This window comes from Halorutilus salinus (assembly GCF_026242195.1).
GTDB lineage: Archaea > Halobacteriota > Halobacteria > Halobacteriales > Halorutilaceae > Halorutilus > Halorutilus salinus.
Genome location: NZ_RKLV01000008.1, coordinates 1 through 24,939, shown reverse-complemented (window position 1 = coordinate 24,939; position 24,939 = coordinate 1). Strand labels below are relative to the sequence as shown.

Sequence of the window (24,939 nt, the reverse complement as noted above, 5' to 3'; positions counted from 1 at the left end):
GTGTACTGTGAAGACTTCACCAAAACACGGTAAAAGGATAACTCAGACTCCTCCTACGGAAGATAGGAGTAACGGCTGTTTGGCACAGCCACGAACCGATATAACCGCGAACGGTGGAAACACCTGATAAGGTTGTGTCGGTTGGAAACCTTAAATTCCCAACGTGGGATTCACCCGACTTTAGGCGGGTGAGGATGTCAAACGAACATCGGTCACGTCGTCGTAGTCATCGTCCGACCCGACGAGTAGCTCCCCATCCAGCTCCTTGGCGGTAGATAGAGCGAAGGAGTCGCCTAACGCCGGGTTGTAGTCGAGAACAAACCCCGAGGCGGCTTGCCATGAGGTTTGGGCGTCAACGGGCTTCATACCTATATCCAGGAGCCAGCTGATGTACTCATCCGCTGTTTCCGGTTGGACTTCCGCGCGAGCACGTACCGCGTCTCAGCCAGATTCACGTTAATGCATTCCGAGGGTACTTGATGAGAGAATCCATACAGCCTCTCTTAGACGATGACCGGCGATACCTTCTCTCGCGAGCGAGGGGTGTTCGGCTACGTGCCGCGTTCTAACAATGAGGTTCGTCTGTATCCCGCGTAGCCGGGATACTCATAAGGTTTTTGTCACATCTTGAATTGTTGTCTGTATGAACTACCTTGAGGACGACAGGGTAAGGATAGGGGCTATATTCGCGGGTCTCGCCGTCTCGGGTTTGGTCTGTATATACATGATAGCCGACGGCTGGACACAGAAAGGTATTACGTGGCATCTCGCATACGGGGCGGTCGACGTTCTCGGACTCGGTATCGGTACCGTCTTCGTTCTCCCCGTGGGCTTCTTCGTAGGTCTCGCCTCCCTCGTTCTTCTCGACGACTACAGACGCCCACAGGGTGTCTTCCTCTGGGTCGTCATACTCATCGGTACCGTCGTCCTGTACCTGTCCGACGTCTTCGTGACGCGTATAAGCTGGACGGAGGGCACCGTTCTGTTCAGCCTCGTCCTTGGGGTCGCCGCGGGTCTGTACCTCGGAGGTCTGACCAGGGACGAACTCAGCTCCGAACTCCGTGAGTTCCCGCGCGCGATAAGCCTCGTATTCAAGCTCTCCGCCGTCGCAGTCGTCCTCGCGTTTCTGGAGGCGAGCCTCGCATACCGGAGTCCGATCGTCACCACGGCGGGCGGCTTCGACTTCCGCGCCCCCGCGTTCAACGGTCTGGCGCACAACAGCTCCGTGGTCGTAGGCTACGCCGTCTTCAGCGTGGTGTTCCTCAGCACGTTACGTGGCTTCCGCGACTACGCGAACGACAGGAGTATAGTGGTTCTAGGTCCGACGGGTTCGGGTAAGACGACCCTCATCGCGGGACTGGAGATGACACAGAGGAAGCAGGCGGAGCGCAACGGCGACATAACGACCGACGCCAACCCTCTTCTGCGTCAGGTCTCCGACGACATAGAGTTCGACAAGAACTTCAGCAGGATAGGAAGCACCGAAGGGATGCAGCCGTTCAAATTCAGGTTTACGAAGGGGAACCTCCTAAAGAGGATCTCGACCGTAAGGGCGGTGGATCACAGCGGACAGGATCTGACACAGTTCCGTATAGGCGGCGTCGGTCCCGCCGAAAGCGCAGAGGAGGCGTACAAGCTCGCGTGTATCTACCACGACTCGGCGAAACGCGACGACGAGCCTGACGCGCTTGAGTCGACGGAGGCTCAGTACCGGTCGATCGTCCGTGAGATACGCGCGGGCGAGGTCGAGTTCGAGGATCTCCTCCCCGAAACGTACGTCGACGAGGACGGGGCGACGTCGGGACCCGAACTAACACGTAACCTGATCTCGGACATGGTCGAGTACTCCGACGTCGTCATACTTCTTCTCCCTGCGGAGGACTTCCTTGACGACGACGAGATAGCCGACTACATGGGTGAAGACTGGCTTACAAAAAGACCCGCGAGGGAGAAACGAGACTACATGACCAAGTACGTCGAACTCATGCAGAGGTACGGCGACAAGGATTTCGTCTTCATATCGACGATGGCGGATCTCGCAACCGACGCATTCACCGAGGAGTCGCACGAGTTCGACCTCGTCGACCCTAACCAGCCCGAAAGCTGGCGTGAGTTCAACGCCTACGTTGAGAAATGTATGCGAGATAACGTCGGTAGCCTTGGTGCTGAGCTAAACACCATGGACTCCAATAGACTTGGTGAAGGTGACATAATCTACCCCGTCTACTTCGACGTTGAGACGGACGAGGACGGCGAGGAGGAGATAAACCTGCGTCTCCGCGGTAGCATGGATCCGATGCGCGGAGCCGAAGACGTTCTTGAGGAGGTCGGGGGCTGATGTCGCGCACCCTCCGTCTGTACACAGCCGAGAACGGGGAGCTGAAACACGGGTTCCGTATAGAAGACTCGATCGAAGCCGTCGACAGCCCCGACACGCGTATAGACGAGGGTATTAAACGCGACCGTGAGTCACGTCTGCTCCTCCGTTACAGCCCCGAAGGCACCGTACGTTACTACTTCTACGCGAGGGACAGCGGTCGTCCGGAGCAGTACATAGCCGAGTACAGTGTATCTCAGACAGCCTCGCGCGAAGAGGTGTTGAGGGTGTTCAAGAAGGATCTCGAACTGGCGCTCCGAAAGGTGGGGTACGAGATTGACGAAAGTAGCTGGGAGTCACGCGCACTCGACAGGCTCGACGGGTTAGGAAAGGTTGACGACCCTCCTGTATCCGACGACGCACGCCGGGTTCTTAGAACCAGAGCCGAGTTTGAGATGGCTGTACCCGACATGGAAGCCGCGCTGTGGCTGTTCAACAAGGTTGACTCCCAGAAGTCGGTCACAGTAAGCGAAGGCGGCTACCTCGATCACAGGGGCGAGGACGACGTTCTGATACAGGTCGACAGCATGAGACGTGAGGTGGAGCCTGTAGGCTCGACGAAGGAGGAGGTTGACGGTAACGTCGTCAAGAACAAGCAAGAGGAGTTCCGCGACGCGTACGGTGCTCTCGAACGGAAAGCCCGGTCACGCGCGAACCGGGCGAACTTCATCACAGACGGTCTGCGCGACGCGGGTGTTACGGAAAGGCTCGGCGTCGAGATCTACAGCAAGGACAGATCCTCGGAGGTGCGCCGGCGTTTCGGCGCTGTCACGTTCCTCATCGTAACGGCTCTTTCGGTCATCGCGGGTACCGTCCTCGTGGGCGGACGTCTCGCCGAAGCCGTGAGACGGACGGTCGAACTCGGTCAGCCCGTCTACGCCTCCGGCGTGGAGGTGCAGAGCTGGTGGGTTCTTACAGCCCTCGGCGTCGTCGTTCTCCTCTCCGCCGTTCTACGTATCTCCTCCGTACGGAACGGTCTCGTCTCCGTGATACAAACCGTAACGCCGGGTGGTGACGGTTCGGGGCGCTCCGTGCGTGACGACGCAAGCAAGGTCGTCGACGCGCTCGCCGAGATACAGAGGAGACGTTCTTCGGAGGACGCTACACGTCTCCTCGCCGGGGTGGTTCCCCGAAACGTAGCCGTCGGCGAAGGTAGCCGCGACGCCTTCCGGGGTAAGAACGCCGTCTTCGGTGCTGGTGTGGGTGCAGTATCCGCCTTGGCGCTCGTCGGCGTCTTCGCGGGCGTCCTGCTTTTCGCGTTCAGCTACTGGCAGGTCTTCGTGCAGTCTCTGATCGTTCTTACCGCCGCCGTCTTTGTTGCCGCCGTCGTAGGAACGGCTCTGTCGGCGGTACGTGGCTCACCGTCCCCCGACCCGTACGGTTCGGGTCTCGAACCCGCGTCGCGGGAGACCGGTTCGGCGGACGAGGATGGCGAGAACGACGACCCCACACCTGCGGCTATGAACCCTGCTACAACGGTCACCGAGCCTACCGTCGACCCCGATGGGGGCGGTAGCTTTCCGTGGCTGACAACCTTGGTTATAATCTTCCTGCTCGTATCGATCGTTGTGCTCGTGTACTTCGGTTTCATCCGGTGATACGATGGATCCCGACGATGACGACCCGATCATGGAAAGGTACGGTGCTACGAAACGTTCGGACGGCGAGGAGACGGACGGCTCTTCCGCCGCCGACGGAGCCGTAGCGTACGTACGCAGTTACGTTCTCAAGCCGTGGTATATCCTCAGAAGGCTTTGGTCGGTATCCGTGGGAAGGCTGTTCGGCGGTGACGACGACCGCACGTCCGGCGACGCAAGCCGGCGTAAGACCGACGAGGCGGACGGTAAGCCGCCGAGCAACGGCTGGCACAAGGCGGTAGCCCTCTCGACGTTCGGATGGGTCTTTCTCGTGCTTTCGGTTAACTCGTTGTCGGACGCCGTCTTCGGGCTTCTGTTCCTCACGGTCTGGTTCCTCCTCCCTCTTGGCATCTACTACGACGCCAGACGTCTCGGCTCTCAGGGCTACGCACCGCCGTCGTACTGGTGGCTTTACGTCCCCGTCTCTTTCGTCTGGTTCGTCTCCATACCCGCGGGCTTCGTCTATCTGCTCCTGAGGAGACGTGGTTAGATCCGTCCCCGTGAGCGGACGGGTCACGGGCATGCCTGAACAGCACCCTTCCTAAGACTTACCACGGAGCGGGTCAATCGAGCCAGAGTACCTGAGGTAGACTCTCGTGCTCCGGGAAGTATTCGCCAGCCTCGTCGACCGCTTCCGCAATCTCGTACGCTGAATCCTGCAAACTTCCGTAGTACAGCACCTTCAGTTCAGGAAAACGGTCGTCATCAAGGAAGTCCGTGTCGTTCGTAAGGACGGCGTAGCTGTTTCCCCTTGCGTACCGTGCTATCTCAGCGTCAGACACACCTTTTTCGAGGACATCAGGTACATAGACAGCTTCATGCCCCTGCTTTCCCAGATACCGCACCACCTGAGGTTCAAGGTTCTCGTCGCACACGACCCGGTACGTCATGCTTAGCCGCGGAGTTCGGACAGCCTTACCGTATCTTCCCTCTCAGCGGCTTCCTCCTCCGCCTCACGCCGTTCGCGCCTGACTTCGGCTATCTCTTCCGGACTGTCGTGGTAGTAGGTCAGAGCGCGGTAGATGTCTGAGACATCAACACCGTACTTGTCCGCAACGCTCTGCGCCGAAAGACCGTCTCCCTCAACGAGTCCGGCTATCCGCAGGACTGTGACTCTTGTTCCTTCGATACGTGGCTCCCCGCCTACCACCCCGTCGTCGCGGACTATGCCACGGCTCTTTTGTTTCATCGGTTAAGTATAGATGAGGAATCAGTAAAAGCCTGTCGCCGTCTACATCCTAACCATCTGCGCGTGCGGCACGCCGTCGAACCGGGCGTCGACGGCGTCTTCGCCGACGATGTTCGCTATCGACGCTCCGTGTAGCTCCTCGACGAATTTGATGGCAAAGTATAACCTTCTATGGAACTAATCAGGTTTAATGACAACAACCACGGATAACGGGCGCATCTACCTCCCCAAGGAGTACCGGGAGAAACACGGAGAGAGGTACAAGATAGTGGACTTGGGGGACAGGCTCCTGCTTGTACCGGTTCCCGAGGACCCGCTCGAAGAACTCAGGGAGGAATGGGACGAATCCGAGGGGTCGGCTGAGGAGCTGAAGCGGAGTGCGCGGGAGACGATGACCGAAGAAGCGGGTAACTGAATGTACGCGGAAACCGACTTTCTACTCGCCCTCATCAAGGACGACGACTGGCTGTCTGAGGGCGCGGAGGAGGTCTACAAGGAGAACCGGGATCGGCTCTGGACCTCCGAATACACCTTGGTTGAGCTGATGGTCGTCGCGTACAGGGAGGAGAAAGACGCTCTGGTAAGCTAACCCACTCCTAAAGGGGTGGGCTTTCAGCGTGGACTCCCGCTCTGACCGACTCGTCGGCAGGAGGTTCATACTCTCCATTCGCGTTCAACATCCCGCTGTTCAAGCGCACGCCTACGGGTGCGCCTCCACCGGAGTCGGTCTGGCTCCGGCGGAGATACCGCAAACCGATGTTCTTCGCGGCGTTGTAGTCGGCGTGGTTCTCGTAGCCGCATTTCAGGCACTCGAACGATTCGCTTTTACGGTTGTCCGGGTGCGTAAATCCACACTGTGAACAACGCCGACTCGTGTTCTCAGGGTCAACCTGTTTCACGTCGATGCCGCATTCCTCGGCTTTGTACTCGACGTATTCGTAGAGGCGGTTGAACGCCCATTTGTGCCCCCACGACGCACCAGTTCGCTCACGAATATCGGTCAAGTCTTCAAACGCTATCACCGAACACCCGTGTTCAAGAGCCTCAGCCACCAGTTCGTTGCTGATACGGTGGAGCGTCTGCTTGAACCGGCCTTCCTCTTTGCGACCGACTGCCTGCATATTCTCGTGCGCCCATCGCGTGCCGTGTTCCTGCAAGTCTCCACGTCGCTTCTCGTACTCACGCCGCCAGTGGTCGAACTCAGCACCAGTCCAGAACGTGCCCGTTGAAGCGACGGCCAGATTGTTCACGCCAAGGTCAACCCCGAGAACTGTTCTGTTCTCGGTGGCATCCTGTTCTGGAGTGACGGACTCCACCTCTTTCTTACAGTGGATGTGGAGCATCCAGTTCCCGTTGGTGTAGTGCAGCTCTGCCCCTGTCGTTTCGTACTCGTCGGAAAAGAAGTATTCCGCGTGGGGTGTGTCACGTTCCTCATCAGGCAACACGTAGTCGGCTTCGATTCGGCCATCAACCGTGGCAAGACTCACGTAGTCGCCGTGGAAGGTGGCGGTACGGTGGTCGTAGACGAGGTGTGGACTGGTGAAGTGGGGCATCGACGCTTGCTTGCCCTGCTTCCATTTTTCGACCACGCTCTTGCAGGCTTCGGCGGCCTTGTTGCGGGCGGCTTGGACGTGGTTGCTGTGTAACCGTGTTTCGTCGCGCACGTCCTCGTAGGTGTCGTCGTGGAGTGTCGTTTTGCTGGTTGTGACGTACTCGCCTTTGAAAGCGTGGCGTGTCACGTAGTTGGCAGCCCACAGAAACTCGTCTACGGTGTCGCGGAGAAGTGCATCGTCGTCACTGTCCACATCAAGTTTGACGGGGACAGTACGCCGCTTCTCCATATATCATATGTATGCTTGGTTCTTCAAAAGCGTTGGGGAGTCGGCCTTGTCGTGGCTGGTGATTGTATGCACGGAGCTTACGCGTTCGCAAATCGGAGATTTGCGTGCATACTGAGGTTCCCTCAGTATACGCTTCCTCCCACCCGTGAATGGGTGGGTTTCCGCGCTGTATCCGCTATGACCGTATCGAACGCCACGGAACTCGTCGAGGTCAGAGGGGGTGAGAACGATGTCTTAGCCGCGGCTAACTACGTCGAAAACGAAGGGATGACGCCGTTCGACGCGGTCCATCTCGTTAAATCGCGGGACGACGCCGTAGTTTCGAGCGACAACGCCTACGACACGTTCTCAGACAGGGTGAAGATAGAGGAGCGGAGCTAAAGCCGCACCATCTGTGCGTGCGGCACGCCGTCGACACGTAGAACGTTCGTCTCGTCGACTATATCGGCGTCCACACCCGCTTCGACGGCGTCCTCGCCCACGAGGTTGGCTATCGACGCGCCGCGGAGCGCCTTCATCACATCACCACGGTCTGCGGCTGTTTCACCGTAGAACTCGGGGTCGACATCGACACGTACACCGTCCTCCTCGTACACGTCGCCGACGAGCGCCGTGTCCGCGGAGGCGACCATACGACCCTGCTCCGTCTCGTACGTCTCCAGCGTTATCACAGGCTTAGGCTGTCCTCCCCTTCGAGTCCCTCGCGCGCCTCGCTCATTATCTCCTCCTCCTCAGCCTCGCGCGCCGTCTCACGTATCTCCTCCGCCTCGTCGTACCTTCCGAGTTCTTCGAGCGCACGCGCCTTCTCGTGGAGCGCACGGGGTCCACGCTGTCCGAGCGACAGCGCGTTGTCGATACACCGGAGTGCGTCCTCGTGGCTCCCGCGTTCGTTGAGGAAGACCGCTCTGTTGTACCAAGCCTCGGAGCTACGTTCGTCCTTCTCCAGAGCGCGCTCGACCGTCTCAAGCGGATTACCGCGGTGAGACTCGTACTCGGCGTACGCCTTGTTGACCAGCGCCTCGACATCGAACTCCTCGTCTTCGACGCGCAGAGCCTCGTCGTAAGCGCCTATCGCGCGGTCGTACTCATCCATCTCGGCGTGCGCGAACCCCTTGTTGACCCATGCCTCGGCGTTCTCGGGTTCGAACTTGACGGCGCGCTCGAACGCCTCGACCGCCTGTTCGTAACGGTTTATGGAGACGTACCCCACACCCGCCTCGATGAGTCCCTCAACGTCGACATCCTCCTCGTCGATTCCTTCGACCATCTCGTCAAGGACACGCGAGTCGGCGGGGTCTATTCCGTCTATCTCGACTTGGTCGTCAAGGTCGAACTTGTCGTCGTATACGTCGTCGAAGGGTTCGTCGGTCATACGGTCGGTAAGGGTTCGCGCGTCTAAAGTCTATTCACTACGCTTTACCGGGAACGTTGTTGGTGGTACCTCTCCTTCATAACTTCAGCCGGGTACCACCCCTGTCTTCCAGCGCCAGAAGGTATAAATAATACCGAACGTTAGTCATCTCTATGGAGCGACGTGAGTTTATCAAACGAGCCGGATATACACTACCTTTCTCCGAGTCAGTATACGAGATTCTGTTTGGCGGTTACGAGAATCCTCAGACGTCTGTCAAAAGGGACACGGCTCCCGGAACAGCCATCTGGGAACACGGTACGGAACGCGAGATAAGAGCCTCACCAACCGTTTCGGACGGTGTTGTGTACATCGGTACGTATCAGTCCATATTCGACGGCGCGGTTCAGGCTGACGATACGCCGTCGCCCTTCTACGCACTCGACGCCGAGACGGGGGAGGAGATATGGAGGTTCGGTACCGACGAAGGGGTTGGCTCAACCGCAACCGTTGACGGGGAGCTCGTATACTTCGGAACCAACGACGGTACGGTTCACTGTCTGGGTAAGGGGGATGGCGATGAGAGATGGAGCTTTGAGGTGAGCGGTGGGATACGTTCATCTCCGGTCGTATCCGACAACACGTTGTATATCGGCTCCGTTGAGTTCGGGACAGAAGGATCCCACTCGTTCGCCACCAACGTCGACGAAGAGGGTGACACAGAGTTTAGGAGGGAAGCGTACGGCTCCGTGTACGGTATACATGCAGGCACCGGGGAGGTCAAGTGGTCGTTCGACTCCGACGGGGCTGTTATCTCATCGCCTATACTCAAGGACAGCGTCCTGTACTTCACCTCGGAGGAGGACGCGCACGCCGTTGACGCGGAGACAGGTGAGGAGGTATGGAGCTTTGAGCACAGCCAGCCCTCAACGTCCACACCCACGGTTGCGGGCGGAAGGATGTACCTCGGAGAGACGTCTTGGGAGGACTCGACCGTCTATGCTATCGATACGGAGACGGGTGAAGAGGTGTGGTCGGCTGACAGACCCCGTTCCGTCCGTGGCTCGCCTACGGTGTACGACGGTACGCTATACCATGGATGTGAAGACGGTGCCGTGTACGCGGTTGATACGGAGACGGGTGAGACGGTCTGGCGGAGCGTTGTCGGGGGGTTAGACGAGCTTACCACCGAGAACATCGGTATGGACGGTGGTAAACGTATACGTTCGTCGGTGACGGTGGCGGAGAACAGACTGTACGTAGGCTCGTACGACGGCTCTCTGTATGCGTTGGATACGGAAGACGGCGAAGAGGTATGGGGCTTTGAGACGGGCGGTAACGTACATTCCTCCCCCGTTCTGATCGACGGTACGGTTTATTTCGGCTCTTTCGACGGCTCCGTGTACGGTGTTGAGACGGATGTCGATGCATCGGGTCAAGGCTCAAGGGCGGAGCTTGGAGCCGTCGGGTACATACGGCGTTCGTAGCTCAGATCGGACATCCCGGACCGCCAACTGACCCTTCGTCGGGTGCGTACTCCTCGTTCTGGTTGTATCCAAGCTTTATGTTAACATCGCTTATCCTGAACCTGCTGAACGAAACGTAGTGGGCTATGGCTTCGCCGCCTACTATCGTAGCCGTTTCGCCTTTGACGACGAACTCACCCAAGAACGGCATGCTACGTTTACCCGTACTGTCAAGATAGCCTGTCGGTGATGGACCGAACGTCGAGTTTCTGCCGGTCGGGTTGTCGCTTGCTGTCTTTGTACGTGATTCGTTTATGAACACCTCGCCTAAGTCAAGCCTGTCCCCGGATATCTCCCTGACCAGAATCGATGTGTTGTCGAGGGTTGTACGTCCCGGACTCGCTCCCTGCTCAATCGTTATTGAGAACGAGCTTATCCCCACGGGGAGGTTTGGCGTGTTTATGGCTTTTATGAAACGTACCCGGTTCCCGGCGGGTATGGACGCGTCCCTTAAATCCACACGGAGTAACGGGAGTGCCGTATCCCCGTCCCCTAACCGTCCGTCCCCTGTCGGGCGCTCTACTATGCTTCCGTCCTCCTTTCTCGGACAGGTCGCCGTCTGCCCGACAGCCGGGTATATGTACGCCCCCTGAGCCTCTAAACGGTCTATCTCTGCGTAGAAACCGCCTGCTCCGCCTACGACGGCACCCGTCTGTGCTGACACGAACCCCTGCGAGACGATGAGGATAAGAAGCGCGAGGAGTGCTATAGATGTTAGAAATGCTGTGAGGAACCTCGTCCTCGAAACGGAGGACTGCGGGCTATCTGTCCCCTCCACCTGAGGTATGTTCCCGTATCCATCATCCTCCATACCGCCCCTACTATCCATCGTTTGTGGGTATAGTGATTAACTTTATATAAAACTGTGGTAGTGGGATATGCGGTTGGTAACGTCTCCCACGACCGCCGGTACCGTGGTAGCCCAACCGAAGTTTTATATTGGTACGAATCCGTACTACTCGTGATACATGGTATATAGCAGGTCGGCGTTCGCCACTACGCTTCTCGTATCCTTTATTGTATCCGTGGTGGTTCTTGGATACGTGTTTGCGACACCTGCTGTTCTGGCAAACCTTCCGCTCGCGGATGTCGTCGGTATAGGAGGCTTGTACTTTCAGGCGGATGGGTTCAGCGGCGAGGTTGCGGAAGCGTACCCCGTCAAGGGTTCGTCCACGGGTCAGCCTATCGATGCGAATACGCCCGTCTGTCAGAGCAGACCTATGATAGCCATCGACCTTCAGCAGGCGAACGTTGATGGTTTCACGGCGAGGAAGGATATAAAGCTACCACATCTTTCCGACAGATGGATGAGTATAGAGATAAGTCAGGGTAGCGGTAGCAGTATAAACGGCGAAGAGATAACCTTCTTCGTAACGCAGTTGTTCGTCGACAGGCTCGATCTGAGGAACGTTCTGATAAGGGAGGCGCGTCCTCCGGTAGGCTCGTTTGAACCGGCTGAAGAACCACCGGAGGATCAGACTCAGGTAACGAACGAAAAATGGGGTCCGGGTTCGGGGGAGTTCTACCTCAAGGCGGGGTTCGGTCCCCCCGTCCTGAACCGTGACGGTCTGGTAGCCAGCAAGGTTGACGAGGACTACGCCGCCGCGGCTTGGCTACACGGTCTCACGGCGCGTGAGATAACGTTTGAGTCGGGTGGCTTATCGGCGATAGAGCTGGATATATCGTTCCCGACCGACAACGGGCTTGAGAACTTCTACAGACCGCCCGATGGAGACAACCTGTTCGGGTACGACGAACCCACGGACAACAACTTCAACAGCGACAGGGATGAGGGTTACTTCGACTGTCTCCCTGTGGAGGATCAGTAATGTACAAGGAAAAACCGGACGTAGGTAAGAGCGCACGTTTCGGAGGTAGGGTATGACGTACTCGAAGAAACGTCTCACGGTCGTGCTCTTCGTGTGGTTAGCCGTAGGTGTAGGTGCCGTCTCCGTGTACGGTCTCCCGGAGGTCTCGTTGGTGCAGAACGCCGAGGCGACGCACTGTGACACGAGTCTTGGTAACTGTATGTTCCCGACGGAGGCGCACCGTGGCGGTATAGTTCTGGGTGTCGGACGGCTTTCGGGTCAGGGAGCTACGACGTTCAACGTCGGGAACGCACCCGACACATTCCTACCGCCGGGACGACCGGTCGACACCGACGAAGCCGTACCTCTGGGTATAAACAACCTCGACCCTGCGGACAGCTTCTTCCTGTACAAGAGCTGGAAGTACGAGGATACGTCGGTTTCGCCGACCGAAGACAACGCCGACGTGTATCTCTGGATAGGGACGGGGACGGCGAACCTCGTTACGGAGAGCCGTACTGACAAGGGCGATGCGCGGAATCCGTCGGCTACATGCGGCGGCGGCAACGGGTTTAGGGACGGCTGTGACCTACTCCTGTACGGCGGAGAGGTTAGCGCGGGTGAGTTCAACGTCGAAACGGCGAGTATTAACACAGGGTCTCTTCTTCCCGACCTTGAACTCAGCCCGACAGCAACCAACTACTGGGTCGACGACCCGGAGCAAGATACGTGCACTGGGGTTGGCCTTAGCGGTATAGAGGTGTGCCTCTCGCTTATAGAAGACGGTAGCCTTACACAAGGTTTCATAAAAGAGCTGGATCTGACCCTGTACAACTTTATGGTGAGAACGCATTACGCGCGCGCTGTTCAGTCCCCGGCGAGCAGTGGGGGCGGAACGGAGTACGACAAGCTACTCACGATCCAGGACGGATACCTTGAGATAAGGCACGGTAAAGGGGCGGACAGGTCGCGCGTACTCGATACTTCGAACACGAGGTCGGGTTCGGCTAACTGGCAGGAGCCGGTTGTGCGCGCGGGTGACGAGACGTACAGGCACGGCGTCGGTCAGGGTTTCGAGTGTGACGGAAATCCCGACGGCGACGACGACTGTAGCCCCGGTCAGAAGCCGACGGGCGGGACAGAGTCGCAAGGCTCGTACGACGACGTACATAGATAACCATGGTACAGGAACGCCTCACCGAAGGTCGTGTGCGGTCGGTGTATCCCGTTAGCCGTCGTTCCGGGAGAGACGGATACGGCGCTAACCGGGGGTTGGTCTGATTGCGCGACGATGACGAGGATGAGGGGGGAGGCTGGTGGGGTTCCAACGACAGACCGCCTGAGGGTAAGACGTCGCGCAGACGGTTCCTCGTAACCGCGACGGCGAGCCTCGTCGTCGTGATCATAATCGTCTACCTCCTTCTGACGAGCGCCGCCTTCGCTCAGCAGTTCATACAGCCCATCGGTGTTTCGGACGTAGGCGGGTTCAACCTCCAGATAGACGAGGCGACGGGCGAAGGTCTCTACATATACCCCGGTGCAGGGGGCTCGTCGAACTGCCCCGACACGAGGGCGGGGTATCCCCCAAGCCCCGACCCTGAGGTTGGTGAGAGCGTTCTGCCACAGGTCTATCTCGAACTACTCGACGCACAGATACCGGAGAACGCCGAGCTATCGTTTACGAAGGATATCGAAGTCCCCGATGCTATCCCCGGTATGGCAGGGTTCCGTATCATTATCACACGCGACGAATCGAACGTCTCCACCCCGTTGACCGTCGGTGACGCAACCATCGGCTTCACCGACGTAAAGGCGGACAGGATAGATCTCGGCGGAGGTTCGGTCGACGGATTCAACCTCGACCTTATCATAAACGACAGGTACAGGGGCGATGGGAGCAACGAGCAGATATTCGGACAGTACCTCATCGGTGGGGACAGACCGAGGTTCGGAAGTTCGCGTTTCTTTACCAGCGACGACCCGGGCAGTCAGTTTATAGTCGACGGCTCCTTCGGAGGTACGCTTGATATTCAGAACGCCAACGCCAACGCACATTTCCTGAGGTTCAGCGAACTGAACGAACTGAGGGAGTTCGACCTGAGCATCGAGTATATACAGGACAAGGACAACCTCGATATCGCCGAAGGCTCGTGCCCCATCGTCGGTCCGGGTCTGTTCGTCACCATAGACGATGTTCAGGATACGGGCGTCGGTCCGGGTGACACGCTCGATGTCGAAACCACGATCGAGAATCCGGGTGCGGATTTCACGGACGGTACGGTTACGGCGACGATGCGTGACGACAACGACAATATCATCTGGGAGGACAGTCAGTCCGTTTCGAGAAGCGGTAGTGGGATAGATCCGGTCACGTTTAGCGACACCGTCGACGCGGGTGCGTCACCCGGCTTCTACGACGTTACTGTCGAAAGCCCCGACGACAGTTCGACAGCCACGGCTACCATCGGCGATGCACCGTTCTACGACGTTAGCGGTGTACAGGTCACAAGTACCAACATCGCAGAGGGCGACGCGGTGAACGTCGACGCCATGGTTCAGAACACGGGGACGATAACCGGTAATCAGGATATCGTCCTCAACATACTCGACGGTTCGGGTAACCTCGTACAGGTAGCCAACGCCGACTCCTCGACGGGTGCACAGATACCCGGCGGGAACACGCGCGACTTCGACGGCACCGACGCACCGCCTTTCACATGGCAGACATCTTCGGGTGACGCGGGAAGCTACACCGCACAGGTAGCCACGGACGACACCGCGGATATCTCCGGGAGCTTCACCGTGCTGTCGAACACGCCGAACTTCCAGCTTAGCATACAGGATACGAACACAGGGGGTCTCAACGGTAACCAGCAGAGTCAGGTTACGGAGGGCGAAACGGCAAACGTCACGGTCAAGGTCAACAACGTCGGTGTGCAGTCGGGTACACAGAACGTGGTGTTCGAGACCGTCGACGGGAACGACAACGTCGTACAGCGTGACACGCGGTCGGTCTCACTCGCCGCCGACGACGGTAGCGCCGGAGGACCCGACGAGACGACCGTAGACCTCGAATGGGCGACGACCGACGGCGATTCACAGGACAGCTACGCGTACGTCGTCTCGACCGGGAACGATACCGTCAACACAGGGCTTGGTCAGAAGGAACAGGAGATACTCGCACCCGAGTTACAGCTCGTGAACGTCAACGCCGACAACAGCGTCGACGTGGGCGGCGCGGGGACGAACAACAACGCGTTGGGAACCGATGTCGTCATAGAGAACACCGCGGGATCGAACGCGAACAGCGCCATATCGGGCGACGTCTACCTCGATATAGATCGAACCGGTAGCGGGTTCAGCCAGCGCGACAGTCAGACGGGTGTCTCCGTCAGTCCGGGCACACAGACTGTCACGCTCTCGACGAACATAGACCGCGACTCCGGCGCGCCCAACAACGAGGACGGTGACAGCATGTCAGTCCGCGGTAGGTTAGAGCAGGGCGACCCTGCGGTTGTTCCGGGTAGCGGGACGGATACGACGACGCTCAACGCGCCGTTCTACGAGATCAGCGTGACGGGCGTAACACCCAACTCACCCCAGATAGGAAACACGGATCCCGGAACAGATGCTGAGGACGTCGACATAGACATCAGTATTAGCAACGAGGGTGGTGCTGATGGTCCGGACGACTTTGCGGATACGGAGATAGTTGAGACGGCTACGACGGAGCTCGGACCGTCGTTCGGACCGCTTTCCCCAGACGAATCCGCATCCGTAACCCAGACAGGGCAACCACTTGACCCCGACGATGAACTCAACGCCGAGAATGCTCCCACGTTAACGGCTACCGTCAACCCGTTCACTATTGAAACTCCGTACTATACCGTTACTGACAGCACGTTCAGCACCGACCACCCCGAGGACTTCTCGTACAGCGGGGGAGGGGTTACGAACGGAATCTCGGTCGCGGACGGTGACGATGGCGACAACGACCTCACCGTCAGCGTCGACGTTACCAACAACGCCGATGTCCGTGATACGACGGCGCTTGATCTGGATATAACCGGAACGGCTGACCCCGGCTTGGAAAATAACATCTTTGGTTCTGATACGACCACCGCCACCATAGACTCCGGAAGTACACAGAACGGCGTCTCACTCACCTACACCGCCATCTGTGACGACTACCAAGGCGACGCAGACAACGCCAACCCCGACTGGGACATTGACGAGGACAGCGGACAACCCGAGATAAGCAACGGTGGGGAGGGTGAAATTGTCGGACCGACTGGGTTTACCATAGACGCGGGTACTACTGACGACAAGGACACGACGGACCCGTGCGGATAGAGCTTTACGGTACAACCTGATAAAAAGGTCGGAGAAACGCTTGGTACTAACTACCCGTTTCTGATAGTAAGCGTACTCTCGCTTTCCTCGTACTCCTCCTCGCCCACCGACCTGTTACGTACACCGTAAACGCTGTTTCCTTCGGTTCCGAAGTACACCATGTTTTCGGTGACGACCGGACTACTCTTTACCGCGTGGTGCCTGTCCGCCGACTGCTCTATAGACCAGACTTCCTCGCCCGTCCGACCGTCTACGGCGAACAGCCAGCCGCTCTCGGTACCGAAGTAGACGACTCCGTCGCGGTACGCGGGCGAGGAGAATATAGAACTCCCGGCGTTAAACCGCCACAGTTCGTCGCCCGTCTCCGGGTCAACCGCGTACAGGTTATCATCGTACGAACCGAAGTAGACCGCCTCCTCTGTCACAACAGGGCTACTCACGATGATGTGACCGGTCTCGAACTCCCAGACAAGACTACCGTCATCGGCGTTGAGCGCGTACATCGAGTTATCCTCGGAACCCGCGTACACGATGTTGTTCATTACAGCAGGTACCGAACCACAAAAGACACCATCCGCCTGAAAACTCCACATGTCTTTACCTGACTCTACATCAACAGCGTAGAGTTTCTCATCTTGACACCCGTGGTAGAGGGTTCCGTTATGCACCGTGGGAGCCGAAGCTATAGAACCCTCCCTTTCCTTTCTCCACAGGTACTCCCCGGTGTCTGAGTTAACCGCATTAATACGCCCGTTAGGCTTGACACCTTCAACGCCGGAGTGACCGGAAGTAAAGTAGACCACTTCTCCCACTACAGTAGGTGATGCGTTTGCCACGACACCTCCAGCATCTATTTTCCAGTTTTCTCTTCCGGTTTCTGCAGAAACAGAATAAAAATACCTATCCTCTGATCCGAAGTATAGGTTTCCTTGAACAACAGCGGGTGCGTTATACACCGCCCCTTCGGTCGATATCTTCCACCTCTCTTCCAACTCTGTCGGTGGTGTAGCGTCCACAGAGCCGGTGTTCCGGTGATTATAACCGAACTGCGTATACTCTACCTCATCTAGTCCGTCCCCCCTCACCCCCCCAAGTGCGTACAAGTAGCCGTCAAACGAACCTACGTAGACTGAACTATCTGTAACTGCAGGTGACCCCATGACCTTACCCTGTGTCTCAAACTCCCAAGAAAGATCGGGAAGTAGATTATTTGGATTAACCTCTCCGGATTCTGTCCCACCCTGCGAGCCTACACCAACCGTATCTGAGCCAGTGTCCTCGCCTGACTCTATACATCCGGAAAGACTGCCGGAAGCGAGTGCCGTCAGAATTAATTCACGGCGTGATATACTGTCTACACGCTCCGTCATCTCATCGTCCATCGGACTCCTTACGATTCGGTTATATAAAAACCTTGGTACCTGAATCGGATAACTGAACACAACACATTGAAGCTATGTCTATGGAACAAGCGGTGAGTCTATACTAATCCATACTCAATCAGTATGGCTGTACCCATACCCTGAGGTCAGCGTAAGTGTTATGCCCATCTACTCCGTAAGCGCGTTATGTCGACAAAACCACTAGTCAGCGACACCAATCCCTCTCCCGGAGAGTATCTGGATACACTGAGGGATAAACAAGATGCTGACGAGATAAGCGAGTTGAGGGTGAGCGGTTTGGAAGAACAGAAGAAGATTGCAGACGGATGGCTCGGTACCTTCTTATCGAATATATCCGACTCGGCTGGCGCAAGGGAGGTAGTAGAGAGTTACTATCAGAAAGAGCATAACAAACGGATAGATGCCTCTGACGTTGAAGTACTGAACAAGGAGGTACCGAGTATAGAAAGCATCGTAGAGAGAAAGAAGCTACCGGTACTGAGTAAAGAAGACCTACGTGAAGAGTACAGCGTCGAGGGTGGTTGGATAGACGAAAAGAAAAAAGATCAGAACTACTTGGTTCCTCGGTGGGTCGAAGATCACGGTGAAGAGCCTCTTCTTGATCTGTATACCTCAGGGACAACAGGCGACCCATGGGTTAGAAGCATGACCAGAAACGACGCCGCCACCTATCTGATGCAGAACATCTATACGGTTCACAAGATCATCGACGAAGAGGGGTTGGAGCCTGAGAGAACGAACTCAGTTTCCGTCATGGAAGGTGGACACGAAGAGCTGAGTAAGATGGCGATTCAAGAGTTCAGAACTACTGTGGGTATGGATCCTATTCTGGTGAGTATAAAGAGTATTGAGACAGGAGGTGCGAAAGAGGCTAAACAAGAGGCGGAGCGCATTATACAACACATAAACTCGGCGGAGTACAGCGTGGTCGTAGGTCCAGCCCAGTTACTTACCATAGGCAAGGTAGGGATCTCAATGAGAAGAGGGGAGTTGGACTTGGATCTGTTCATCAACGCCGGTCGTCCCTTGTCAGGGGATCTAAAGGAGATTATCGGGAACACCGCTACCGTCCGTGACCTGTATGGTGAAACAGAGTATCCACAGATGTCAGCCGCAAAAAGAACAGTACAGGGGGTAACCGGATTCGATCTACCGTTTGACGCTCAGATGAACTTCATATATGACGAAGATGATGAAGAGCTAAAATACGAAGGCGAGGGTAGATTCGCATATCTACCGTTCGCTACGGAGGGGTACGGACTGCCCGGAGTATATCTTAGCGGTATTGAAGGAAAAATAAAAAAACTGAACGACGGACATCAGATGTTGCAGGATGTTAACAGGGTTACCGGTGGCGAAAGGGAAGAGGGGTGTGAGTGAAGATATCTACCTCATTTACTGATCGCGGTCAGTATCGATAATTCGATCGCGTTCGCTTATTGAGTTTATTTTTCTCATATCTTCGCCATCTAAACTAATACTGGTAGAGCTCAGATTCTCGCGTATATGTTCAGCACTAGACGAGCTAGGGATGGGTTTGGTTCCGCGTTCTATGTGCCACGCGAGCGTAACTTGTGCCTCGCTGATACCGTGCCTTTTCGCCACCTCTTCTATCTGTGTGATCTCAGATACCTTGCCACGTGCTAAGGGTGAGTATGCGACTATAGTCACATTCTCCGTTTCCGCAAAGCTGACCATTTCCTCTTGAGGTAACAGCGGATGTACTTCTATCTGGTTCGCTACAAGAGGAGCAGTTAGGTAGTTCTTTGCTTCAATCACAAGCTCAGGAGTAAAGTTTGAGACTCCAACGTTACGTACAACGCCATCTTGATAAAGCTCATCAAAAGCGCGAAGGGTTTCATACGGATCGTAACTGGAAGACGGCTTATGGATGTATAGTAGGTCAATGTATTCCAAACCCAAACGGGAAAGAGATGTACGCGTACTGCTTATCACCTCTTTATATCCGAGATTTGTGCTCCAGACCTTGGTTGAAACAAACAACTTGTCCCTATCTACCGAAGAATTATCTATAGCTACCCCTACAAAATCCTCAAGACCATATATCTGTGCTGTGTCAATATGTCTATATCCGATCTCAAGCGCCTGTTGGAGATCCTCTACGAGACCATCTGGGTTCTTATGAAGATAAATTGACTGTCCCTCAGATCCGGTTTGCTTGGTTACTATATTCTTCTGATACTTACTTTCCTGCCACGTACCTATACCTACCTTCGGGATCTTCATACTGAATTCCAATCACTCTTCTAACACTGTCTGTTTATCGCTTTCACCCGCCTGCGCAGCATACCGATTAAATCTTTTCTGATTCATCTTCTCCGGTTCTTTTAACGAACTCTGTGGTACGGACATACTGGTAGCGAACGGACCCTCCGGATGCCTCACAAACCAAACATGCATCATCTCGGATGTTCTGTCGCGCTCTTTTTCGTACTCCTCGATGCTCTCAAAGTCAGCACCTAGGTAATTGAATACCTCTTCCCCAGTTAGGTCATCGTTTGAGGAAACCCACCTCCTCATATATTCAGGATACCTCGCGGTTCTCTGTGGATGATAGTGCCAGACGGTTAGTGAACCGCCTACTTGTTCCCCCTCCACATCCGACCCTATCGGCTTGTGGTACATGAATCCGGCTAATATCTTACCTTCTCCGTCGGGATCTTGATAGTATACTAAGTTCTCTGGGATCCCAGGTATAATATCTTCTTCAGCATGCATGGAAATATTCTCGACATTTGACCAATGGCGATGAGCCCCTTCTTTACTGTACCCATCCTCCTTCGCCTCCTCAAACTCAAACCACCCGTTCTCCTTAGCCGCCTCGAAGCTCCGGTTGTACAGCCTCCACGCCGCGTCGAGATCCTCCTGCGTAGGCTCCGCGTTCGGGTAACGCGTCACCTCGTACGTTCCGGCTCTGTGGTTCTCCATAGAGAACTCGCTCTCAGGTATCCATTCGGGCGGTTCGCCCGGTTCGTAGACGTTGACATACCTCTCGTCGGTCGGTCCATCCGAACTGTTTGCGAGTTCGTAGTCGTAGTCCGCGTAAGAGTCCGGCGAGTAGTTTCCGTACGCGTCCGTCGCACCCGCTCCACACAACCAACCGAGGCTGGATGCGTTTCCGTTGCTCGCGTTTAGGTCCTCAGGACCTGTGTAGATATCATCAGGCGGTTCGCCTTCCGGAGCCTCGCCCGAACCTCCGCCTGAGATATACCCGGCACCCACAGCTACCACAGAAACCGTCAGCGCAAGAGCGACAAGCACACCCAACCGTCTGCTTTCCATACCTCCGCCTACTTTCCGGCTGAACAAAAGCCCTTCGGCGTATCTATCACGAAACGTGCGCAGTACTTCCGCCCCCGTAGGAATCGTACTATCGACGGTGAACGTGAGCGAGATGATGTACAGCCCGCGCCACGACAAGGAGAAGGTCGGCGAGACGGGACAGTCGCTCGCCGCGTCGAGCCGTGTGAACGAGGAGATGGCGGACGCCGCAGACGAGGACGCCCGCGACCGCGGCGTTGTGGGACACGCACAGAAGCTCGCCGCCGCCCGTGATGACGACTTTCAGGCGACTGTTCTACGCAGAGACTTCAACTCGACGAGCGCGGGGGATGCGCATATGGAGTTCGTCGGGTTCATGAAGAGCATCGATGACTTCGTTGAGATGCAAGAAGCGATGCGCGGCGAGCATCTCAACGTAGAACCCGAGCGCAACGGTATACTCGGTTTCTTCGAAGCGCCGAACCGCGCTACGTACGTCGTCCCTCCGCGTAAGCTACGCGCTCTACCGCCTTCTCCTTCTACGACATGATTCGGTACCACTTACATATCAATCACGAAATCAGCGACTGATCTAATCAGAGCTTCCTCTCGCATCTCTCACAGACATCCAAACCCTTCCTCTGTAGCTCTTCCTCGTCCGATATACCTACCAAGTCCTCCTTTGAGATATAGTTACCACAGACTGGAGCGCCCCCGTCGTTTATATGAGCGACCCTTGTCCTCGTTCTCGTCGTACCTTTGGCGGTTAGGTACTCGTCGTCGTCGCTGAAACCCAACGGCTTCTCAACCCCGAGAACGTCCTTGACCGCTTCCTCCCAGCCTTCCCAGTGGTCATAGATACGGGAACGGCTGTACGTGCCGCGCTCTTCGTACTCGCCCGTGGTAACGTACCCATCTACCCAAGCAGTGGAGGAGGTTGATTACTCGGTAGGAAGGATAGATCAATCTTGGAAGGTCTCCGACCATGATCCTCCTCGACCTCTATACGAGCTCCGAACCCGAAACAGACGTCGTCAGCTGACAAAAGAAGATAGAGCTGCCGCTTGGATTGAAGATAGGCGACCACTAGATACTGAGGGCTGGGGAAGCGGAAACCTTGAAATGCTCGTTGACCGTCTTGAATCCGATACAGTCAGGCAGTACCTACTTAATCAGTTATAAATTAAAGATCCGGACGTCAACACACGTGCGCTGTGACCGCACATGCTTTCCAAGCCAAGCCCCGCCACAGAGGCAAGGACTTGACTTGCGTCCTCAACCATGTCTAAGTATCCGTGAATAAATAAAGGTTTTTGTACCTTTTTACAATCCGCAATCTTCCAAATTATCGACATAGGTGGTTGGGGTCCTTCACTTGAAATCACCAACCGAACAAGCTCATCCCAATTGCTCTCCACTACTGGTTTAAACAGCGTAGCCACTACTTCTCCACTACACGACCTCGAGATTAGTATGAAGGGCGATACCCCGTTACCCCTATCGTCGTAGCGTATACGGACTCAAAGCCGACCGGCCGTCGATTTCTTTACAGAAACCTAAACGGCGACGGGAATGTCGACAGAGATGCTGTCGTACCAGACCGTCGGCTTTTTCGCTCGTCCCTCCTCTTGGAACTCGACAAGACCGAGCGATCCTAGCTCCGTCACCGCGTCGTGTACCTGTCGCACGTCGCGATCGACGAGACGCGCTAACTCGCGTATGCTCCCCGGATCTTCACGCGCTATTGTGCGTGTAAGCTAACCCACCCCTAAAGGGGTGGGCTTTCAGCGTGGACTCCTAGGTGTCTCAGGTAAAACCGATTCTCGACCTCCGCGTGCGCACTCTCATACTCAATCGTAAACGTAGCCGAATTCTTAATACGTTGCACTACATTGTATCGTATATGGAGAACGTGACCACCCGGATGAACGAGGACGAGATAAATATGGTGGAGCGCCTCGCTGACGAGATGGGTGTGAGCAGGAGTGACGCTATACGTATCGCGGTACGCGGCGGCGCGAAGGATGAACTCGTCCGTATCGCGCTTCAACGCTACCAGGAGGGCGAAATAGGTATGCGTGACGCTGCCGAACTCGTCGGGACGACAGTCTCCGAGATGATGGCTGAGGCGAACGACCGCGGCGTTCTCTCGAACTACGACGAGACGGATCTGGAGTCCGACGTAGAGTCACTCGTATGAAGATACTTGTGGACGCGAGCGTCCTGATAACCCTCGCTGAGATTGACGCGCTTTACCTTCTCAAGGAACTCGACGGAGACGTTGTGATGCCTGAGTTAGTCGCCGATGAGATACAGGACGAGCCTGCACGGTCCGAACTGGAGAGGGCACGAGACGGATGGATACGCGTCGAATCCGCCGACGAGGAGCAGGTCAAGGAGGCTATGAAGAGACTCGGCAGGGACGGAGAGCCGCGCGGGGACGCCGCGCTCCTCGCACTCGCCACGGGGTACGATGAGGCTGTCGTGGTCACGGACGACAAGCCTCTCAGGAACGCGTGTAAGGCTCTCGGAATCTCGCTCTCCGGTTCCGTCGGTGTTGTCGTCGCTTCCGTGGAGACAGGGGTTCTCGAGCCCGAGGAGGCGAAGGATCTCGTCGTCGCTATGGACGAGGTCGGGGCGCGGTTCAGCGCCAGCCTACTCAGGAAGGCTGAGACGTTAATCGATGAAGCGGCGGAGTAGTCTTTTGCGTGAATAGTTTGTCCGCTGTTTGACAGCCGTCTCCGAGTATCTACTATATCGACTGATTGACGCAGTCAGCGAACCTCAAAACTAAACTCAACGTCATCTTCATCAATATTCTCTACTTCTTCGTTCGACTCTTCCCATCAAGCGGGTTTTCAATGCCCGGCGATACGTGGGATATTTTCGATTGGTTATCTCAAGGCTCTCGTCGGTGGCCCTAAATGAGATTTTTCCGCTTCTGGGTCCATGCTCCTTACAGGAAACCTGGTATTTCAGATCGTGTTCTCCTTTTTTGAAAATTGCCTTGCCTAGCCAAAGTTCTTGCACATCCCCCTGATAAACAACATTGTTTAAGTAGATATCATGCCTCTCACCACCACCGATGAAACCTGACTTCCTCCCTCCTCGAATTTCCATCAATGCTTGTGGCGGATCATAATCGGGACTGATTGAATCCGTTACGTCAATATCATTGTCGAAATTGAATGCATCATGGCGACCTATTGAACTAACTCTCCCAACCCACCATAGGTTAGCTATTTAAAGGCTTACAACTGCCTATGCATAGGCTAACTTTATAAGTATCCGAGACTACCTATGCATATGCTCCTCAGGAAACCCGAACGCAAACGCGGCTACAAGAAAGAACGGATACTGCGGGTTCTACTCTGCCATACCGGTGAAGAGATAACCAAGTATCAAGTGGCAAAAGAAGCTGACGTATCCGAGCCGTGGTGTAGAGAATACACCGAAAAGCTTGAAAAAAATGGGCTACTCAAAGACACAGAGGTTCTTGATCCAGCCCAGCTCTATGAGGAATGGCTTGAGATACGAATCAATCCTAACCAGACAGAGGTCTCACTACAGAACCCCGAAAAAGTTCTCCAAGATACCGAGTTATCGTATAGGCTTACGACGTATAAAGCCGAAAACCTGGTTCAGGGATTTCTCTTCGTGTCCACCACCGATTTCTACGTAGACCCAACTGAAACCGAAGAGTGGCAAGAACTGATAGAGAACAAGGGATTGATAGGCGGAGGGAATACGCGTATCCGTGTCACCGATGAACACGTCTTCTACAACTCCCAGCAATTGGGTGATTTCCAAGTAGTTTCTACCCCTCAGCTGATACTTGATTTGCTTAATGAAGGAGGTCCATGTACGCAAGCCGCCGAGAAGCTCATAGCTAAATACCACGGGGAAAACTGAAATGGTGCGACATTACTACGTCAACGACGTCACAGAGTTCTCTAAAAATGAACTCGAAACCGTCGTAAAGTCAGTAGAGCCACCTGTCTGTCTACTCGGAGGTTGGGCAGTCCATCTACAGGCGGGGAAAGGCGAGTGCCTCGGGGCTTGACCCCGAGGGTGAAGCCCGTCAACACGCTTAACTTGCTACATCACGTAGTGTGGTTTCCCGACCGTGACCCGGGTTAAAGACCTTAATCCGAAGCGGTCGTGTAGACTGG

27 protein-coding genes are annotated in these 24,939 nt (G+C 55.7%); 15 read left to right on the top strand and 12 right to left on the bottom strand.

The window, feature by feature from the left end; genetic code table 11:
• Positions 1–180 precede the first annotated feature (180 nt).
• Positions 181–366 carry a hypothetical protein gene (locus EGH25_RS08635; RefSeq protein WP_266087645.1) on the bottom strand — a complete coding sequence of 62 codons (186 nt, stop codon included), beginning with the start codon at positions 364–366 and terminating at the stop codon, positions 181–183.
• 277 nt (positions 367–643) lie between these two features.
• On the opposite strand from EGH25_RS08635, the gene EGH25_RS08630 reads away from it, so the two are divergent.
• From EGH25_RS08630 to EGH25_RS08620, 3 genes are read left to right on the top strand one after another with little or no spacing between them, the layout of a single operon-like run.
• On the top strand, positions 644–2,338 hold the full coding sequence (locus EGH25_RS08630) for a hypothetical protein (protein WP_266087643.1): 1,695 nt from the start codon (positions 644–646) through the stop codon (positions 2,336–2,338).
• Entirely contained in the window at positions 2,338–3,975 is a 1,638-nt protein-coding gene (locus EGH25_RS08625; RefSeq protein ID WP_266087641.1) for a hypothetical protein, read from the top strand. The genes EGH25_RS08630 and EGH25_RS08625 overlap by 1 nt, the downstream gene beginning before the upstream one ends.
• A 4-nt stretch (positions 3,976–3,979) precedes the next feature.
• Positions 3,980–4,504 carry a hypothetical protein gene (locus EGH25_RS08620; RefSeq protein WP_266087639.1) on the top strand — a complete coding sequence of 175 codons (525 nt, stop codon included), beginning with the start codon at positions 3,980–3,982 and terminating at the stop codon, positions 4,502–4,504.
• A 73-nt stretch (positions 4,505–4,577) separates the two neighbouring features.
• Here the strand turns inward: EGH25_RS08620 and EGH25_RS08615 are convergent, their stop codons facing one another.
• On the bottom strand, positions 4,578–4,904 hold the full coding sequence (locus EGH25_RS08615; protein WP_266087637.1) for a DUF5615 family PIN-like protein: 327 nt from the start codon (positions 4,902–4,904) through the stop codon (positions 4,578–4,580).
• A 2-nt stretch (positions 4,905–4,906) separates the two neighbouring features.
• Positions 4,907–5,203: a DUF433 domain-containing protein gene (locus EGH25_RS08610; protein WP_266087635.1), complete on the bottom strand. Its 297-nt coding sequence runs from the start codon at positions 5,201–5,203 to the stop codon at positions 4,907–4,909.
• Between the two features lie 190 nt (positions 5,204–5,393).
• Here EGH25_RS08610 and EGH25_RS08605 point away from each other — a divergent pair, with 190 nt between their 5' ends.
• Both EGH25_RS08605 and EGH25_RS08600 read left to right on the top strand, forming a co-directional pair.
• Complete coding sequence (locus EGH25_RS08605) at positions 5,394–5,618, top strand: AbrB/MazE/SpoVT family DNA-binding domain-containing protein (RefSeq protein ID WP_266087633.1); 225 nt, start codon at positions 5,394–5,396, stop codon at positions 5,616–5,618.
• On the top strand, positions 5,619–5,792 hold the full coding sequence (locus EGH25_RS08600; protein WP_266087631.1) for a hypothetical protein: 174 nt from the start codon (positions 5,619–5,621) through the stop codon (positions 5,790–5,792).
• A 7-nt stretch (positions 5,793–5,799) separates the two neighbouring features.
• Here EGH25_RS08600 and EGH25_RS08595 read toward each other — a convergent pair whose 3' ends face one another.
• Positions 5,800–7,044: an RNA-guided endonuclease InsQ/TnpB family protein gene (locus EGH25_RS08595; RefSeq protein ID WP_266087629.1), complete on the bottom strand. Its 1,245-nt coding sequence runs from the start codon at positions 7,042–7,044 to the stop codon at positions 5,800–5,802.
• 177 nt (positions 7,045–7,221) lie between these two features.
• Between EGH25_RS08595 and EGH25_RS08590 the strand changes: the two genes are divergently transcribed.
• Positions 7,222–7,425, top strand: a complete 204-nt coding sequence (locus EGH25_RS08590; protein ID WP_266087627.1) for a hypothetical protein — start codon at positions 7,222–7,224, stop codon at positions 7,423–7,425.
• Here EGH25_RS08590 and EGH25_RS08585 read toward each other — a convergent pair.
• The gene (locus tag EGH25_RS08585) at positions 7,422–7,715 is read right to left on the bottom strand and encodes a DUF424 domain-containing protein (RefSeq protein ID WP_266087625.1); all 294 of its coding nucleotides are present in this window, start codon (positions 7,713–7,715) and stop codon (positions 7,422–7,424) included. The two genes, EGH25_RS08590 and EGH25_RS08585, sit on opposite strands and share 4 nt — an antisense overlap.
• Positions 7,712–8,416: a tetratricopeptide repeat protein gene (locus tag EGH25_RS08580; protein ID WP_266087623.1), complete on the bottom strand. Its 705-nt coding sequence runs from the start codon at positions 8,414–8,416 to the stop codon at positions 7,712–7,714. The genes EGH25_RS08585 and EGH25_RS08580 overlap by 4 nt, the downstream gene beginning before the upstream one ends.
• 152 nt (positions 8,417–8,568) lie before the next feature.
• Here EGH25_RS08580 and EGH25_RS08575 point away from each other — a divergent pair, with 152 nt between their 5' ends.
• The gene (locus EGH25_RS08575; protein ID WP_266087621.1) at positions 8,569–9,882 is read left to right on the top strand and encodes an outer membrane protein assembly factor BamB family protein; all 1,314 of its coding nucleotides are present in this window, start codon (positions 8,569–8,571) and stop codon (positions 9,880–9,882) included.
• A 1-nt stretch (position 9,883) separates the two neighbouring features.
• Here the strand turns inward: EGH25_RS08575 and EGH25_RS08570 are convergent, their stop codons facing one another.
• Positions 9,884–10,750, bottom strand: a complete 867-nt coding sequence (locus EGH25_RS08570; RefSeq protein WP_266087619.1) for a hypothetical protein — start codon at positions 10,748–10,750, stop codon at positions 9,884–9,886.
• Positions 10,751–10,964: 214 nt separating this feature from the next.
• Here EGH25_RS08570 and EGH25_RS08565 point away from each other — a divergent pair, with 214 nt between their 5' ends.
• From EGH25_RS08565 to EGH25_RS08555, 3 genes are all read left to right on the top strand, one after another.
• Positions 10,965–11,750 (top strand): hypothetical protein, encoded by a 786-nt coding sequence (locus EGH25_RS08565; RefSeq protein WP_266087617.1) that lies wholly within the window; start codon positions 10,965–10,967, stop codon positions 11,748–11,750.
• A 52-nt stretch (positions 11,751–11,802) separates the two neighbouring features.
• Entirely contained in the window at positions 11,803–12,906 is a 1,104-nt protein-coding gene (locus tag EGH25_RS08560; protein WP_266087615.1) for a hypothetical protein, read from the top strand.
• A 104-nt stretch (positions 12,907–13,010) separates the two neighbouring features.
• Entirely contained in the window at positions 13,011–16,082 is a 3,072-nt protein-coding gene (locus EGH25_RS08555; RefSeq protein WP_266087613.1) for a hypothetical protein, read from the top strand.
• 50 nt (positions 16,083–16,132) lie between these two features.
• Here the strand turns inward: EGH25_RS08555 and EGH25_RS08550 are convergent, their stop codons facing one another.
• The gene (locus EGH25_RS08550; RefSeq protein WP_266087611.1) at positions 16,133–17,464 is read right to left on the bottom strand and encodes an outer membrane protein assembly factor BamB family protein; all 1,332 of its coding nucleotides are present in this window, start codon (positions 17,462–17,464) and stop codon (positions 16,133–16,135) included.
• 186 nt (positions 17,465–17,650) lie between these two features.
• On the opposite strand from EGH25_RS08550, the gene EGH25_RS08545 reads away from it, so the two are divergent.
• A complete protein-coding gene (locus EGH25_RS08545) occupies positions 17,651–18,865 on the top strand; it encodes a hypothetical protein (RefSeq protein WP_266087609.1) in 1,215 nt (404 codons plus the stop codon).
• A gap of 15 nt (positions 18,866–18,880) precedes the next feature.
• On the opposite strand, the gene EGH25_RS08540 is transcribed toward EGH25_RS08545, so the two are convergent.
• Together EGH25_RS08540 and EGH25_RS08535 are read right to left on the bottom strand one after the other, a co-directional pair.
• Positions 18,881–19,732, bottom strand: a complete 852-nt coding sequence (locus EGH25_RS08540; protein ID WP_266087607.1) for an aldo/keto reductase — start codon at positions 19,730–19,732, stop codon at positions 18,881–18,883.
• A gap of 12 nt (positions 19,733–19,744) precedes the next feature.
• Positions 19,745–20,788 (bottom strand): hypothetical protein, encoded by a 1,044-nt coding sequence (locus EGH25_RS08535; RefSeq protein WP_266087605.1) that lies wholly within the window; start codon positions 20,786–20,788, stop codon positions 19,745–19,747.
• 112 nt (positions 20,789–20,900) lie between these two features.
• Between EGH25_RS08535 and EGH25_RS08530 the strand changes: the two genes are divergently transcribed.
• Positions 20,901–21,317, top strand: coding sequence for a DUF7405 family protein (locus EGH25_RS08530; RefSeq protein ID WP_420841096.1), 417 nt, complete (start codon positions 20,901–20,903; stop codon positions 21,315–21,317).
• A 46-nt stretch (positions 21,318–21,363) separates the two neighbouring features.
• Here the strand turns inward: EGH25_RS08530 and EGH25_RS08525 are convergent, their stop codons facing one another.
• A complete protein-coding gene (locus EGH25_RS08525; RefSeq protein ID WP_266087601.1) occupies positions 21,364–21,564 on the bottom strand; it encodes a hypothetical protein in 201 nt (66 codons plus the stop codon).
• A 759-nt stretch (positions 21,565–22,323) separates the two neighbouring features.
• Positions 22,324–22,512, bottom strand: coding sequence for an HVO_A0114 family putative DNA-binding protein (locus tag EGH25_RS08520; RefSeq protein ID WP_476729813.1), 189 nt, complete (start codon positions 22,510–22,512; stop codon positions 22,324–22,326).
• Positions 22,513–22,670: 158 nt separating this feature from the next.
• Between EGH25_RS08520 and EGH25_RS08515 the strand changes: the two genes are divergently transcribed.
• The 3 genes from EGH25_RS08515 (at position 22,671) to EGH25_RS08505 (ending at position 24,679) form a co-directional block, all read left to right on the top strand.
• The gene (locus EGH25_RS08515; protein ID WP_266087597.1) at positions 22,671–22,967 is read left to right on the top strand and encodes a UPF0175 family protein; all 297 of its coding nucleotides are present in this window, start codon (positions 22,671–22,673) and stop codon (positions 22,965–22,967) included.
• Complete coding sequence (locus tag EGH25_RS08510; protein WP_266087595.1) at positions 22,964–23,467, top strand: PIN domain-containing protein; 504 nt, start codon at positions 22,964–22,966, stop codon at positions 23,465–23,467. The genes EGH25_RS08515 and EGH25_RS08510 overlap by 4 nt, the downstream gene beginning before the upstream one ends.
• A 606-nt stretch (positions 23,468–24,073) precedes the next feature.
• Positions 24,074–24,679, top strand: coding sequence for a hypothetical protein (locus EGH25_RS08505; protein WP_266087593.1), 606 nt, complete (start codon positions 24,074–24,076; stop codon positions 24,677–24,679).
• Positions 24,680–24,939: the final 260 nt, after the last annotated feature.